General features: G+C 43.3%; 12 protein-coding genes. 4 read left to right on the forward strand and 8 right to left on the reverse strand.

All coding sequences use genetic code 11. The features are described 5' to 3' along the window. Positions 1-130 precede the first annotated feature (130 nt). The 4 genes from R7035_RS00805 (at position 131) to R7035_RS00820 (ending at position 5,212) form a co-directional block, all read left to right on the forward strand. Complete coding sequence (locus tag R7035_RS00805) at positions 131-622, forward strand: type II secretion system protein (RefSeq protein WP_005377704.1); 492 nt, start codon at positions 131-133, stop codon at positions 620-622. Between the two features lie 271 nt (positions 623-893). Next, positions 894-2,633 carry an ABC transporter transmembrane domain-containing protein gene (locus tag R7035_RS00810; RefSeq protein WP_065274505.1) on the forward strand — a complete coding sequence of 580 codons (1,740 nt, stop codon included), beginning with the start codon at positions 894-896 and terminating at the stop codon, positions 2,631-2,633. Between the two features lie 3 nt (positions 2,634-2,636). Beyond that, positions 2,637-4,412, forward strand: coding sequence for an ABC transporter transmembrane domain-containing protein (locus R7035_RS00815; protein WP_158173869.1), 1,776 nt, complete (start codon positions 2,637-2,639; stop codon positions 4,410-4,412). A 251-nt stretch (positions 4,413-4,663) separates the two neighbouring features. Beyond that, positions 4,664-5,212, forward strand: a complete 549-nt coding sequence (locus tag R7035_RS00820; RefSeq protein ID WP_005377712.1) for a hypothetical protein — start codon at positions 4,664-4,666, stop codon at positions 5,210-5,212. Between the two features lie 42 nt (positions 5,213-5,254). Here R7035_RS00820 and R7035_RS00825 read toward each other — a convergent pair whose 3' ends face one another. The 8 genes from R7035_RS00825 to R7035_RS00860 form a co-directional block, all read right to left on the reverse strand. After that, positions 5,255-7,477: a TonB-dependent siderophore receptor gene (locus R7035_RS00825; protein ID WP_213904930.1), complete on the reverse strand. Its 2,223-nt coding sequence runs from the start codon at positions 7,475-7,477 to the stop codon at positions 5,255-5,257. A 200-nt stretch (positions 7,478-7,677) separates the two neighbouring features. Then, on the reverse strand, positions 7,678-9,654 hold the full coding sequence (gene fhuB / locus R7035_RS00830; protein ID WP_065274502.1) for a Fe(3+)-hydroxamate ABC transporter permease FhuB: 1,977 nt from the start codon (positions 9,652-9,654) through the stop codon (positions 7,678-7,680). Then, complete coding sequence (locus R7035_RS00835; RefSeq protein ID WP_053303102.1) at positions 9,651-10,535, reverse strand: iron-siderophore ABC transporter substrate-binding protein; 885 nt, start codon at positions 10,533-10,535, stop codon at positions 9,651-9,653. The genes fhuB and R7035_RS00835 overlap by 4 nt, the downstream gene beginning before the upstream one ends. Before the next feature lie 11 nt (positions 10,536-10,546). After that, positions 10,547-11,311 carry an ABC transporter ATP-binding protein gene (locus R7035_RS00840; RefSeq protein WP_064353887.1) on the reverse strand — a complete coding sequence of 255 codons (765 nt, stop codon included), beginning with the start codon at positions 11,309-11,311 and terminating at the stop codon, positions 10,547-10,549. A 324-nt stretch (positions 11,312-11,635) separates the two neighbouring features. Next, positions 11,636-11,854, reverse strand: a complete 219-nt coding sequence (locus R7035_RS00845; RefSeq protein WP_005377723.1) for a hypothetical protein — start codon at positions 11,852-11,854, stop codon at positions 11,636-11,638. Between the two features lie 87 nt (positions 11,855-11,941). Continuing rightward, a complete protein-coding gene (locus R7035_RS00850; protein WP_318145920.1) occupies positions 11,942-13,066 on the reverse strand; it encodes an HD-GYP domain-containing protein in 1,125 nt (374 codons plus the stop codon). Positions 13,067-13,340: 274 nt separating this feature from the next. Next, on the reverse strand, positions 13,341-14,546 hold the full coding sequence (locus R7035_RS00855; protein ID WP_318145921.1) for an aromatic amino acid transport family protein: 1,206 nt from the start codon (positions 14,544-14,546) through the stop codon (positions 13,341-13,343). Between the two features lie 161 nt (positions 14,547-14,707). Then, positions 14,708-15,901 carry an iron-containing alcohol dehydrogenase gene (locus R7035_RS00860; RefSeq protein ID WP_318145922.1) on the reverse strand — a complete coding sequence of 398 codons (1,194 nt, stop codon included), beginning with the start codon at positions 15,899-15,901 and terminating at the stop codon, positions 14,708-14,710. Between the last annotated feature and the right edge of the window lie 154 nt (positions 15,902-16,055).

Genomic DNA, 16,055 nt, shown 5'->3' on the forward strand with positions numbered 1-16,055 from the left:
AATAAGCAACTTGTTTTATATTTGAGATTTGCAATCCCGATCTCTTACTATCATTCTTTTTTAATACTTGACCTGAAAGTTTCTATATCAGAATAGCCGCCTATTCGTTTCTAAAACATGGAGAAAAGCTGTGCGTCGCTCTCAAGGATTTACTCTTATTGAACTCATTGTGTGCATCATCATTCTTGGTATTGTAAGCGTCGTTGCATTTCCTAAATTTCTTGGCTTACAAAAAGATGCCAGAGTGGCGGTTCTATATGGAGCCAGAGAAGCACTCATGACCGCCAACAACTTTGTCTACACCAAAGCAGTGATTCAATCTCAAGAGACAGTAGATGGCGGCATACAATATAACATTGATCTAGATAATGACGGCCATAACGACCTAATTGGTTACTTTGGATTTATCAAAAATGTTATTCCAGCAAAAGAGCTAGCAGGCTTTGATCCGCAACTCACTATCAACACTTGGTATGGGGTAGACAGCCCAGACGAGCCCTACTTCCTTATTGGTTTTGCAAACAAGCCTGTTGGTCCAGAACATATGTGTTATGTCGAAGTTTACTACCCAGAAACTCCAGGTGGCCAAGTGAAATACAAAATACAAACTGACGATTGCTAATTCCCATATAGAGTGGCAGTAACACTTTTACTTTTGGTGTCTTCATCGTTATTGCAAGGTAATGGCTCCAAAACAACCATTAACAACTATTTCACATAATGTCGTCGCACAGTTAGCTCATAGAGATAAAACCAGTAATTTGCGCCGACACATGGCTATAATTGAAACAATCTATCGTTTTTAAACCCGCCTATAACTTGTGCTTGTAAACTCATCATTTCGCTCAATAATAGTTCTATAACAAATTCAATAATTTAAAGCGGGAGGCGTAATGAGAATATTCTGGCAGCTACGTTGGTATTTCCAACAAAAGTGGAGGCACTATGTCGGATCCATTCTGCTTTTCGCTGTGATATCAGCACTACAGCTTGTTCCGCCCAAAGCAGTTGGCATCATAGTTGACGGCGTCGTAGACAACACTTTAGATACAAATACGCTGATTCTATGGCTCTCAGGGTTAACTGTACTGATCTTTACCATTTATGGGTGTCGCATCTTATGGCGAATTTGGCTTTTCGGCGCAAGCTGGGAGCTCGGGACCATTCTACGTAACCGTCTATATAGGCATTTATCGACACAGCCACCTCGTTTTTTTGAACGTTACAAGACGGGGGATCTGATGGCTCGTGGCACTAATGATGTGCGTAATATCGTTATGACAGCCGGCGAAGGGGTTTTAACCGCCGCAGACTCTTTGATCACTGGTATTGCGGTTTTAATCATTATGGTAACGCAAGTAAGCTGGAAGCTCACCGTAATGGCGCTTCTTCCAATGCCATTTCTTGCCATCATCATCTTCTTTATTGTGCGCATCCTACATCAACGCTTTCGTGTCGCTCAGGAAGCCTTTTCTACCATGTCAGACATGACACAAGAGTCACTTAATGGCGTGCGAATGCTGCGTGCTTTCGGATTAGAAAACCAAGAGCAGCAACGTTTTGAAGAGGTTGTGGATGATACTGGCGAAAAGAACATCGCTGTTGCAAGAGTCGATGCTAGATTTGACCCGGCAATTCAGTTAACCATCGGTCTTTCTTTCCTTCTTAGTGTCGCTGCTGGTGCTTACCTTGTTGATAAAGGTGAGATCACGCTTGGTGATCTGACCGCATTTACGATGTATTTAGGGTTGATGATATGGCCGATGCTGGCATTCGCATTCCTATTTAACATTTTAGAAAGAGGCTCAGCTGCATGGAACCGACTACAAGAGATCTTTGATGAAAAGCCAGAAATTATCAGTGGTAATAAGCCAATAGAAAATAAACCACTTCCGTTAAAAATTGATATCGACGATTTCCACTGGTCTAGTGATTTACCGCCCGCTTTGACGGAAGTAAACATCGAACTTGAACCCGGAAAAATGTTGGGAGTTGCAGGGCCTGTAGGAAGCGGAAAATCGACCCTGTTAACACTACTTTTACGTCAACATGATTTAGAAAACGGCTCAATTAAATTCGGTGATGTCGAGATCAAGGATGCCCTACTTCCACAGTGGCGAAACCGCTTTGCTGTCGTTAACCAAAGTCCGTTTCTATTCTCCAAATCTATCTTCGACAATATTGCCTTAGGCAACCCTAATGCAGAGAAAGAAGAAGTCTATAGAGCTGCAAAGTTAGCCTGTATACATGACGATATTGAGAAGTTTCCTGAAGGCTACCAAACAGAAGTCGGTGAAAAAGGCATTACACTCTCCGGCGGGCAAAAACAACGTATTGCGATAGCACGCGCTATGTTACTAAATGCACAAGTCTTGGTATTGGATGATGCGCTTTCGGCTGTTGATGGCCGGACCGAACATCAAATCCTTAAGAATTTGGAAACACACTACCGTGATCAAGCCCTAATCGTTATTGCACACCGCCTCACCGCATTGGAAGCAGCAGACGAGATCATTGTCTTGAATCACGGCCACATTACTGAACGTGGGCAACATAGCGCTTTATTAGCGCATCAGGGATGGTACGCCGAAATGTTCGAGTACCAAAAACTAGAACAGGCGATGGAGGAATAATGAATGAACCAGACCAGTACGTTTAAACGGTTGATGTCTTACCCATTATCTCAACCAAAGCCAATGATTAAAGGACTCGCCTTGCTGTTTATTGCAGCGTTAGCTAGCGCCGGCGGCCCTTGGTTGATTCAATATTTCATTGATGAGCACATCGCTAAAGGTGACTATTCACAAAGTGTTCTGATTTCGCTAGCAGTAGGTTATATCGCTCTTCAGATCGTATCGGCAACATTCCAGTATTTTCAGTCATTGCAATTTAGCATTGTCGCGGCTAACACGATCAAAGCGATTCGTAAGCAAGTATTTTCTGGCGTGATTAAGCAGCCGTTATCTGCGTTTGATTACACTCCTGCTGGAAAATTGGTGTCGCGAATCACCAACGATACGGAATCTTTACAGCAATTTTATGAGCTTTTGATCGCGACCGTGGTGAAAAACGTGGTCATGATTGTCGTAATGCTTGGCGTTATGTTTTTCATGAGTTGGAAGCTCACACTCGTTGTGCTTGTATTGCTGCCGATCGTCATCGGCTTTATGTACTTGTTTAAGCAGCTAAGTACAGAAAGCTACCGAAAGATGCGTGACCTATTGACCGATATAAATGCGAATCTGAGTGAATCCATTCAAGGGATGAGTGTCATTCAATTAATGCAACAAGAAGAGCGTTTTAATAAACAGTTCAACGAGCTAACCGCAGAGCATCTGGTGGCATCTAAACGAGTGATTCGGCTAAACGGCTATCTGCTAAGACCATTAATGGACTTACTCGCTGGTCTTGCGTTGCTTTGCTTGGTTGCGATCTTTGGTTTTAATGGTATTGAGTTGATTGGTGTGGGGGTACTGTATGCATTTATCAGTTATCTTGCGCGAGTTACTGAACCACTAATTGAGATGACTCAGCAACTTGCTCTACTTCAGCAGGCGTTAGTATCAAGCGAACGTGTTTTTGAATTGATTGATGCGAAAGAACAAACTTACGGGGGCGATCATCAACCATTAAGGTCAGGTGCTATCGAACTTAAAGACCTCACATTTAGCTACGATGGTAAACAGGACGTCCTAAAAGACATTTCGTTGAAGGCCAACCACCAAGACTTTATCGCGCTTGTCGGGCATACAGGAAGCGGTAAAAGCACCTTAGCGTCACTGTTAATGGGCTTTTATCCAACGCAATGTGGTGAACTGCTCATAGATGGTCGTCCACTTCAGACATTAGGGAAAGACGTACTTCGCAAAGATGTGGCAATGGTTCAACAAGATCCACATATTCTCCCTGCTTCAGTCAGAGAAAACATCTCTCTCAGTCGGGCGGTTGATGACAATCAAATATGGGATGCGTTAGACAAGGTAGGTTTGGCAGAACAAATTCATCGTTACCCTAACGGACTAGACACGCAGTTAGGTCAAGGCGAAACTAATTTATCTGCGGGTCAGAAACAGCTTTTGGCGTTAGCACGTGTGCTTGTGGTAAAACCTAAGATATTGATATTAGATGAAGCAACCGCAAATATTGACTCAGGAACAGAGGCTTTAATCCAAAAGAGCTTGGCGGTACTCAGACAAGACATGACGCTCGTTGTTATTGCTCATCGGCTGTCAACTATCCTAGATGCAGACCAAATCATTGTTCTTCATCATGGGGAGTTGGTCGAGAAAGGTACACACAAAGCACTCTTAACGCAAAATGGTCGTTATGCTCAAATGTATCAGTTACAGCAAGCAAACCGACACCTACAACAGATTGAAGAAGACACCAAGCAACTCGAAGAAGCGGTGTGATTTTATGCCCGTGCCTTCTTTTTATTTAGTCGGCATGGGCATAATTGGTGTAACTTCAAAATTTAGCCTTGTTAGCTTCCAATTTCTTCATAATGTGAACTAATTTTCTATTTCTTACCTATTATTGACATAACCCCTCGCTATATCACGCAAGGTCGTTGTAAAATCGTACGGTACTTAAGTCTACTGCCTGTGGCATTGGGCTGAATTCCGCTTTCTAATTATGCACATTAATCTCATGACACAAGTCCATGGACAAAGATAAGTTTACTAACATCTATCGCTTGCCTGGTTCGATTCAAATTCGTATCGGTAAATGGCAAAAGACGTTCCGCGGCACCTCTGATTTAGTTTTACATCAGGCGCTAATGGAGCGTAATAAGCAATTTAAGAAGCCAGACTTTTTACCTAAAGGCTGGTGTGTCACTCCTATTGATGAAAACGACATTACCATTACGCATCACGGTAAATATATCCAAACCGTTATGCGCACAATGCTGGACAGAAAGGTCTCATACAAGCGACTGTTCCTATCTCGAATGAGTCTCGAAGATGGTGAAAAAGTGCTCCACAATTACAAGCTGGAGTGGGTAAGAAAACATAACCAGATCGCCAAAAAGTACAATCAAATTAAAAAGAAACAATATATGAACTTTGCAAGAGAAGAAGAGGAAACCCTCTACCCTTCGATTCCAAAGGGTGAGTTTGACAAAACATTATGGAACAAACTTGTCGTATCATCGTTTGGCCCGCAGAAAAAGTACAAAAACCCGCACTTTGTCCGTAAAGCCGATTTCTAAATAAACACCCCTAAAGTTAGGGGTGTTTATTTATACGTTAACTCACCAGTCGTAAGTTAAACTTGCAATAACATTTTGTCGGTCGCCATACCAACAAAAGCCATCACATGTCGCTATGTACTTTTTATCCGCGATGTTTTTAGCTGCGACTTGTAACTTGTAGTCGCCGATTCGATAACTGACCGTCGCATCCATTAAGAAATAACTTGGTACTTTTAGTCTCTCTTCATTGTCTCCGTATGACTCACCTGTATAGCGCGCGCCTAAGCCAACAGCAAAGCCATCAAGAGGTCCATCAAAGAAACGATAATGTGCCCAAGCTGATGATACGGTATTAGCCACTTGGGAAGGTGTTTTGCCAACCCATGCCTTATTGATGTCTTCTTTTATCTCTGCATCAACGTACGCAATGTTCCCGATCAATGTTAAGGATGGTGTCACATTAGCTACAGCTTCAAACTCAACGCCGTTATTTTCTATTTTTCCTATTTGCGTTAATTCACTCAAGTAGATACGAGCCAAGTTTTCTTTTGTTGCCCGATACGTTGCAATATTGAAATAACCATCAAATGAATCCGGTTGGTATTTCATACCGATTTCAAATTGATCACCGCTTTCAGGCTTCGCTGGCTTACCATTGCTGTCTTCTTGAATAATTGGATCAAAGTACTGAGAGTAACTAAAGTATGGCGTGAAGCCAGAATCAGAAATATAAGCCGTTCCCACGCTAAACGTCCACTCTCCATTATCGACTTTCGTGCGAGCACCCGTGGTAACATTATGTACTTCATTACTTGTATCGTCGTAACGTGCGCCCAATAACATCGCCCATTTATCGTTGATCAGCATATGATCTTGAAAGTAGACGCCGAGCTGCTGATTATCGATTTTCGTTCTTTGCTTATCGGTTTCGCTCAATGGTTGTAGCGTATTCGGATCGAGTAACATTATGTTATCCGAATAAGTAGGATTAAATACATTAAACCTAGGATCGGGCAAAGCTCCCATTGGTGTGTTTAATAATGCATTACCATTAGCAACTATAGGGTCATTGGCAAAATCTTTACCATCGATACTGATCATTTGAAAATCTATGCCCAACATCAAGTTATGCTCAACACTTCCCCAATTTACTTGGTGCATCAAACGATTATCGATATTAAAAGCATCAGATGACCCATCTTCTGTTGAAGCACCCCGAAGTATGGTTTTGCGTTCATTTGATGGGTCCAAAACCGGCCCCAACGCAGGCACATCAGCCGAGTAAACGTACGAATACATTTGTCTTAGCTTAACATCCATTTCGCTGTAACGAGCTGCTTGAATAAATGAAGTGGTATCATTAAATGCATGAGAAAACTCATAGCCTAAAGACACCTGCTCACGCTCAAACGTCTCCCAGTTAGGATTGCCTATCGCTAAACTATCACTGATCTTTCCATTTTTGTTTGGCGTTAACGTTCCTTCAACTGGCAAAAATTGCAGATAAGGATCTGAGTCGTCTTTTTGATAGCTCGTTAGAAAGGTAATTTCAGACGCCTCATTAAATTTGTACGTCATCGATGGAGAGAGAAGAATGCGCTCTGCTTCTACCCCACTAATTCTCGTCCCATTTTTTCTCGCTAACCCTTGAAAGCGGAAAGCTAGCTGCTCACTCACCTCAGAGTTTACGTCAAGAGAAAGTTGTTTACGGTCTTCAGAACCGTACTCCAAAGATACAAGTCCTGACCCCCCATCAAATTGAGGTCGCTTACTGACAACATTGATGACCCCACCAGGAGGGTTTTGCCCATAAAGAACAGACGCTGCACCACGTAAAACTTCAACCCTCTCTAACGCAAACGGATCTATTTGCCAACTATAGAAGCCAGAAGAATATAAACGGGTACCATCTTGATACAACCCACTGTTCGCCTGTTTAAAACCACGAATAATAAACCAATCTTGCTTGTTATCTTCGCCGAAATAATTAGTTTGAATGCTTGGTGTGTACTGTAGTGCGTCAGAAATGCTAATAGAGGCACGATCATCCATTTGCTCTCGCGTAACAACAGACACCGCTCTTGGAGTCTCATTGATAGCAATATCAGTTTTCGTCGCTGCCCGACTCTTCGCTCCGAGATAACTAAAATCAGGACCAACTGCACTGTCTTGCTGCTGTCCAATCACAACTATATTTTCATCTTCCTGAGCCAAGACATTTGGCGTTGATAAAGCTAATACAACCGCCATCGACGTTGGTGTCAGCATAAACTGCCGAGTCATATTCTTCTCCTTTTTGTCGGCAGCCAAACCAACCCTTCATGACTTCAGCGACCGCTGAAAGAAAAGCGAGTTACGGCATCGCCAGTTGTTTCCGTAAAAGACAAACCAGAGGTTTTGCATAAAGCACTCGCATAGGTTACGAATGCCACTACGAGTGCTTATTTGTATAAGTACTTTCTTGGTTGAGGCTTAGCTCATTTCTATAAGCGGCGTAAACCCCACATTAAATACAAACCGCCAATGAGAGACGCCATAAGCCCTGTTGGTATTTCTTGCGGGTAAAGGATCTGTCGTCCCAACCAATCAGCCAACAACATCACCCCTGCCCCCAGTATCGCGGCGCATAACATGTGTTGTGACGCTTTGTTAAAACCAAATAAGCGAGCTAAATGCGGAGCCAACAACCCAACAAAGCTAATCGGGCCAACAACCAATGTCGCACTGACCGTGAGACAAGCAACTAAAAGAAGCAGTATTGCGCGTGAACGATCAACTCGAATTCCAAGTGCTTTAGAGGAAGCGGCACCGACAGGAAGAATATCTAGCCATCTTACGCAGAGAAAACTCAACCCTATAAAGACAAGCGCAGATAAAGACAATGGGAGTAACGTTTCAACCGAAACATAGTAGGTAGACCCAGACAACCAAGCCAATGCTTGATAACTTCTTGGGTCACCAGTGGCTAGAATAAAGCTCTGTATTGCATTCATCAGTGCGGTTATTGCAATACCAGTCAACAAAATACGCTCCGGCTGAAAGCCTGACTTACGGTTTAGCAGCACAATGACTAATACCGTCGCTAATGCGCCTACGAGCCCGCCTAGAGAAAGAGTGAAAATTGACGAACCAAACCCAGTAAACATCGCGATGATCAATCCCATCGCTGTCCCTGAACTGATACCGATCACTTCAGGACTTGCCATTGGGTTTCCACTTAGGCGTTGAATCATGGTTCCAGCAATCGCTAACATTGCCCCCGCAATTGCTGCTGCAAATAATCTAGGTGCGCGCCATTCCAAAAAAATCCAATTTTGGCTAGCAAATAAATTTGTCCACCCTTCATTTTGCACAGCAACCGTGGCAAAAAGAACAACAGAAATTAACGTGCCGATCAACGCCAATGAGATCGCTTTAGGGTTTAGCCTGTAAACATGTTGACGGTGTCGAGTTAACACTGTTTGAGTATGGCTCTGCGTCTTTTGTGATAAACGAGGTAACAGCCATAACAGTAACGGAGCGCCCAATGCAGCCGTTGCTGCTCCCGTTGGTATAAAACTCGCCATTAGCCCTGGCAGTTGCTGAATAACCAAATCGGTTAAAGTCAATAACATGGCACCAATCAGCATTGATACCCAAAGCTTATGCTGGATTTTATTGATACCTATCAATCGAGTAATCGCTGGCGCCGCTAACCCGATGAAACCGATGATTCCTACGGCAGAAACCACCCAAGAAGTGATTAACACCGCAAGCCCAAGACAGACAAAACGCAACTTAGCTAACGAGACACCTAAACTCTTGGCACCTTGCTCGGAGAGTTCCAACAGACTTAACGGCTTTGCAATCACAAATGCAACGACCGTAGCAAGTGCGATTCGAGGTGCAAGATACGAGAAATCTCCCCATCCACTCTGAACAAGCGAACCGGCTCCCCATATCATTAACCCATTCAGCTTTTCGGTATTCATCATCAGAATAACCGTACTTAATGATGCAAAGTACAGGTTTATCACTAACCCAGAAACGACGACAACCGTTGGAGATAACGCTCGTCGCCATGACAACAGCATCACCAACCCCATCGATATCACACCGCCGATGAGAGCAACCAAATTAGGCGCGATATCCAACATCCAAGGTGCGAATAGCGTAGCTAACATCAAAGCAAAACTTGAACCGCTCGCCACACCAAGTGTCGTGGGTGAAGCGAGAGGGTTACGCAGCACTTGCTGCATCAATACCCCAGCAACCGCTAATCCAGCACCAGATATAATCGTGGTGAAGACTCGAGGCCACCAGCTAAAGTGAAGTAAAACAGAATCGATAGATTGAAAGTTAGGCTCCCATAAACTGCTTAGAGCTAACGAAAATGAGCTTACTTGGTACAATTGGAAAGCACCAATAGAAAAGGTAAATGCCGAAAGTAACACCACAAAGCTTAAAGGCATCGTTTTCATTGTGTTAACTCCTCGACCTTACTCGCCGTAACTAACTCTGCGAAACGGAGGGCTGAAGGCATAGAACCAAAACTCCAAACGGGCGCGACTTGCATGACCTTTTCACCAGATTGTTGAACAACATATTGCCAAAATGGGTCTTGAGAGAGCTGCTCCGCTCCACCATAAGGTAATGGCTCTACGATAACGATTTGAGCTTTTATGCCAGCTAACTTGTCGATGCCAACTAGGCTGAAGCCCCAGCTATTCGTCTTTTCATTCCATGCATTACTCAGCCCAATCTTTTCGATAGCCTGAGAGTAAAGACTATTTTGACCAAAAACACGAACGTGCTTCGTATCCATAAACTGAATCATTAAAAGCGGCGGCTGGTCTTTGTTTATGCGCTGTTTTAATAAAGAGAAACGTTTTTCATATTGTTGGATAAGCGCCTCTGCTTCCGCCTCTCTTCCCAGCTCTTCACCAAACCTCCGAGTGAAACTGGTAAGTACCGACCAATCCGTAATCCCGCTTTCATATAAGTCAATGGTGGTAACCGGGGCGATATCAACTAAGCGATGCTTCATTGAGGAGAAGTACGGGGCAATAAAAATACGATCAGGTCTGAGCTCGTAAATGCGCTCTATATTGGGTTGAGTCCTTAACCCTACATCCTTTGTTTGAGGCGGTAACGGTGGTGACTTTACCCAAGCGTCGTAATCTTGCCCTTGAGCAACGCCTACAGGTACGACCCCTAAAGCCAACATCGTTTCAGTTTGTGTCCAATCAACCGACATCACCCGAGGTGATGCGTCAGCTAGTGCTTGAAAAGAACTGACCAAAAGCGCACTAAGTGAGAGAGCGAAAGAGAAATGTTTAAGTCGAGTGTTTGTACTGCTCATTATTCCAACCTTTAGCTTGGCATCGCCACCGGATAACCCGCAGGGTGGTCAGAGATCATCATCTCTATCCCATATATGTCCCTCAGCTTAGGTTCAGTAAACACCTGTTCAACATTGCCTTGTGCAATCAAATCACCTTGATGTAATGCAACGATGTAGTCGCAAAATCGTGCAGCCAAGTTGATGTCGTGCAATACGATAATAACGCCCAAACCCAGTTCTTGACTGAGTTTAGAGATAAGCTTCAACATATCTACTTGATGGCTGATATCTAGCGCAGACAAAGGCTCATCAAGAAGCAAATACTCGGTTTTTTGGGCTAACAGCATAGCTAGCCACACACGTTGACGCTCTCCTCCAGATAACGTGTCCACTAAGCGATCTGCGTATTTTAGTGTGCCTGTCATCGCCATTGCTTCTTCAACAATGTCGTGATCTTTCTGACTCAAACGTCCAAGTAAACCATGCCATGGATAACGACCAAAACCGACTAAATCTCGACCTAAAATACTGTCGGTCACTGGAAGATGCTGAGGCAAGTAGGCAATGTGTTGGGCGAACTTTTTCGCTGAGAGATCGTTAATGCTCGTGCCATGCAAAACCACATCCCCTGCAGTATATGGCTGTTGCTGTGCCAGCAACTTTAACAATGTGGATTTTCCTGAGCCATTATGCCCAACAAGAGCGTATGTTTTTCCGGGTTCAAATGTCACATCAAACGCTTTTAGCAATGACTTGCCTTCAATCTCAAACTGGAGTGCTTTAGCTTCCAACATCCCTACTTCACCTAATAGCCATTTACGAATAACAGTTATTCAAAGCTCTCATTCGTTGATCACGCTTGCCGTTCTTATTCAACAGAACGATTAATAAGGGAGGTTTTATATAACAACAAAGATACAAATGCAAACCGTTGTCATTATCATTACATCAACAAGATCATTGAGAGAATTGCTAAGTGTTAATGATAATTTGCTCTGCTGAACTTCATTAGTAAATTATAGGCAGGTCAACGAGAGCAGCGGTCTCCCACTGCTCTCGCATAAATTTGAACGAATACTGCAGCGTATGAAGAAATGAAAAACGCCGCAGTGAATACATTAATGACGAGCGTCAGCGCCAAACTCTACTTCTTTATAGATATCGGCCAGCGACTTTTTACCTTGTTTGTCTTTGGCTGAACGCTTTTTCTTAGTTTGATAATGGTATTCTTGCTCCTGAAGTGCTTGTTCGTGCTCTTTTGCTGACTCAACAAACTCAGGATTTGCAAGTGCTTGTTGGCGTAAGCGGTTTACTCTTTCAAGGGTTTCCCACAACATACTTCACCTCCAAACTTATTACTGTATATAAAAACAGTATTGTTTAAATATTCCTCCTCGTCAACATTTCAACTTTGTTACTGCTCTTCACATTAACCCCAAGCCTGTATAGTGCTCGGGATATTTGTGGATGATTTGCTTTATATAACCTTGATGCTCTCGCAGAGCATCAACACATTCTCGAGATAACCATCCCTGATATACCCATTTTTCAAGTTCTAACAATGCGTATGGGATGGACCACGCTTGTCTGTACGGATGGTGCGTCGTCATAAAATCAAAGGCATTCGCGACAGCCGTAATTTGCGCGGCGATTGGTATATCATCATTGGTTAAACCATAAGGATAACCAGTGCCATTTAAGTTTTCGTACTGATAAGTAACCATTTGCAAAAACAAAGTCACACTCGGGTGAACCAGATTTCCGATACGGGCAACTATGTCATCCGCTGAATCGATACAACGCTCAATATGTTGAATCAATATCGCCTCTTGTTCTTGAGAGTAATTTGTTCGGCGGCTAGCAATTTCAACTGGCAGCTGACTATCACCGAGCGCATGGAACTGAGCAAAAATACTAATATCTTCGACCATTTCGTCATTCAGGTGATAACGATCCGCTAACTGCGTTGCGATAATTTGACTGTAGTACTTCATGCGTTTGGTATGCGCGTAATACTCAGGTGAATAGCCTGGCATCATACATTGCATTCGGTTCGCTAGCGTTTCTATCGCATTGACTACTTGAGTCTCTGATTCAACCGCAAATCGAATCATTTCGAAATAAGGTTTAAGACCATTCAGCGCTTCTAAACTAAACGCATCACGTTGAGTGGAGTTCAAAAATACAAAACCAGTAAAAGCTTTATTGTCATAACAAGGAATAGCAGCCGACGACTGATATCCGTGTTTGAGTAAAATTTGAACCCGAGGACAGTGCTTAATATCATGAAGGTCTTCGACGATACGAGGAACCGCGTTTTTAGAGGCAATATTGAGGTGGTGGAGTTTACGGAATGCTGATTCGTGATGGGCTAAACACCAAGTGTCGAACTCACTTTCTGCAAATGACTTGAGCACATCTTGGTCTGGGTGATATTTTGCAAATGACACCCTATCAATACATGGCAAGTGCGCCTGCATCCTGCCTTTTAGCGTTTGCAGTTGCTCGTTAAGCGGTTTTGCAAACGGGTAAAAACTCCGGTGCGCCATGCTTCACCTCCACACCAAAGCAGAGAAACAAGAAAAGCTCATTGTGTTGCAAATTCAATGGTATTTTGAGCGGTTTTCTCCACTTAAATTATCGATATACCACAACTTAAGTGTACGAAATAAAAGCACATTTCTACCAATTTTTTCACCGGATATCTTACGGTAATTTGATCCAGATTAAAAAAGCCAACGAGCGAAACTCGTTGGCCTAACAATACTGATTGATTACGATGGATTCAGTAACTAGAAGTTATTCAAAGAACGTTCTAAACAACTAGCCTAGAGCAGGAAGCACACCCAGCGTAATTAACACCTGAGCGAATACGATGCCAGTGCCAGCGATGCCCGTTATCACTAACGCACCTTGACCACCTGCGACGCGGTACTCCCCAGTAAAATCATCCGATTTACGAACCTTGATCACCATAACCAAAGGCAAAAAGATGGCTAAAATCGCTAAGGCAATCGCTGCATAGCCCAAAGCCATAATAAAGCCTTGAGGATAGAAAAGTGCGAAGCCTAGCGGTGGAGTAAACGTCACTAGTGCCGCAATCAAACGATTAGGCTTATCGTTACTTCCTTTGATGGTATCACCCAAAAATTCGAATAGACCCAAACTCACGCCAAGGAACGATGTCAACAATGCCAAGTCAGCAAACACACCAACAATGCTACCCAAATTTGATTGGTGTACTGTCTGAGATAGTTGACCAATCAGTGCGCTCAACCCTCCGTTCTCAACAAACGTACTTTGGCTAACCACACCCAACGTCACGATTTGCCAAAAGATATAAATAACGAGTGGAATCGTCGAACCAATAATAACGGCTTTGCGTAAAGAAGAAGTGTCACCGTCTAAGTAATTCACAATTGCAGGTATACTTCCGTGGAAACCAAACGAAGTAAAGATCACCGGAATCGCCGCTACAACAAGGCCTTGTTCGATTGGCATACTTAACAAGTAAGATTCCGTAACGTTTGGAGCAAGAAAAGAAAGCACCGCAACCATCGCAATGAGCTTCATCGCGAACAGAACTCGGTTTACTTTATCGACCGTACCGGTACCCACTGTCACAACTAAAGTCACAATCAAGGTAAAGATTATCGTTGATGTAGGCCCTGAAATATCGAGGTCAAACCATTGTGCAAGGCGGTCTCCGAACTGAGCACCACCGCCAGCGATATACGCTGCACATAATGAGTAGAAAAGAAACAACATCGCAAAACTTGCCACCCACTTGCCTTTTTGACCTAGGATCTGTTTCGCCAAAGTATGAAGTGTAGCACTACTCTCCGCATGTTGATGAAGCTCAAGCATAAGCAAGGCAGTGAAAGCCATCAGAGCCCATAAGCCTAGCATGATGATAATAGAAGTTGAAAAACCAATGCCGGCAGAGGCAAGTGGAAGCGCTAGCATACCAGCGCCTATTGTAGTGCCCGCAATAATTAGCGTACTACCGAATACTTTAGAACGACTCATTGTATATTAATCTTTACACTTTATTAGAAATTATCAGTATTAGATCGGGCAACGGCGGACCGAAACCAACACCATATTTGTATTGCCGTCGATATTGTAGGATCTTTAGCAGAAGATCAAGCAAAGTGTAAGGATAAAAAACCACACGTGTAAACTATAATTTACACCTTACTGATATTTAACAATAACTGTGTGCATTCTTCCCTGTTCATGAACTTGGGAACAGGGTAATTCCAGTGCGCCTCTTTCAGAATTAAATCAACAAGCGCATCAGCATCTTCACGTTGAATGAGCGCACTGGTTTGCTCAATATCAATAGTTGAAAACAAGGACTCCAGATTCGCCAAAAAATGCTGAGCACTTGCGTTACCTAACTGCCCCTCGGCCGTCAACTCATCGAGCTTTCTTAGTTGAGGCTCAATCTCTGATAATGAAAAGCGCAGCACAGGCAACAAGGCTAATCCGTTTGCCATACCATGAGGTATTCCATATCTCGCACCGAATGTGTGAGCAAAGGCATGAACATAACCCAAACTCGCTTTGGTAAATGCTAAACCCGCGTAATAGGATGCCATAGCCATTTTATGACGAGCTTTGACATCATCCCCTTGCATCACAGCCCTAGGAAGATATTTAAAAATGAGTTTAATAGCGGCAACCGAATAAGCCATCGTTTCTTGAGTAGCGTTTTTCGATACATAGGCCTCAATAGCATGGGTTAATGCATCAACGCCAGTATCAGCCGTGATCTTAGGAGGTAAACCAATCATTAAATTCGCATCTAAAGCTGCCATTAGTGGCACCAACTTTGGATCCATTAAAGGGGTTTTAATGTGTGAGGAGGGATCTGACACGACCGCAGCGATAGTAACTTCACTTCCGGTTCCAGCCGTTGTTGGAATAGCAAAAAGCGGCGCTGGCATTCGCCATACCTTCAATAGTCCAGCTAATTTTTTTATTGGCCGTTTATTGGTAACTTTCGCAGCGATGACTTTTGCACAATCCATTGCAGAGCCGCCACCCAAAGCTAATATGCCCTCACAATGAAAACGATGATAAGCCTCTAGACCGCTCTCTACCTGATCATAGGTAGGATCGGGCTTAACTTGCGAGAAAACATCTAACTGTAAATCGAGTTGTGCTGCAGCCTCAAGCACCTTATCTACAATACCGACTTGGACTAACCCTTCGTCGGTAACTAACAAAACGCGTTTAAATCCCAGCTCGGTCATCGATTCTAATAGCTCATTCATCGAACCAGGGCCGGAAAACAAGGTTGGTCTCGGCATAGGAAGGATAAGGGCTGCTATTTTTAACCCAGCGGTGTAACTCCGATATAAACGATGCTTCAACATACGAAATCCTTTTCATTTAGAGCTATCATTCTAGCTACTTTTACTACCTATGCTTACTTTGCAATCACACATTTTCAATAAACTTATCTCACTAAAAGGGCTAGCATCGCTGGGAAACCGTACCATTTTATTATCTTCCCTCAACGACATGAGC

The organism is Vibrio sp. 1731, from assembly GCF_033339955.1.
GTDB classification, from domain to species: domain Bacteria; phylum Pseudomonadota; class Gammaproteobacteria; order Enterobacterales; family Vibrionaceae; genus Vibrio; species Vibrio alginolyticus.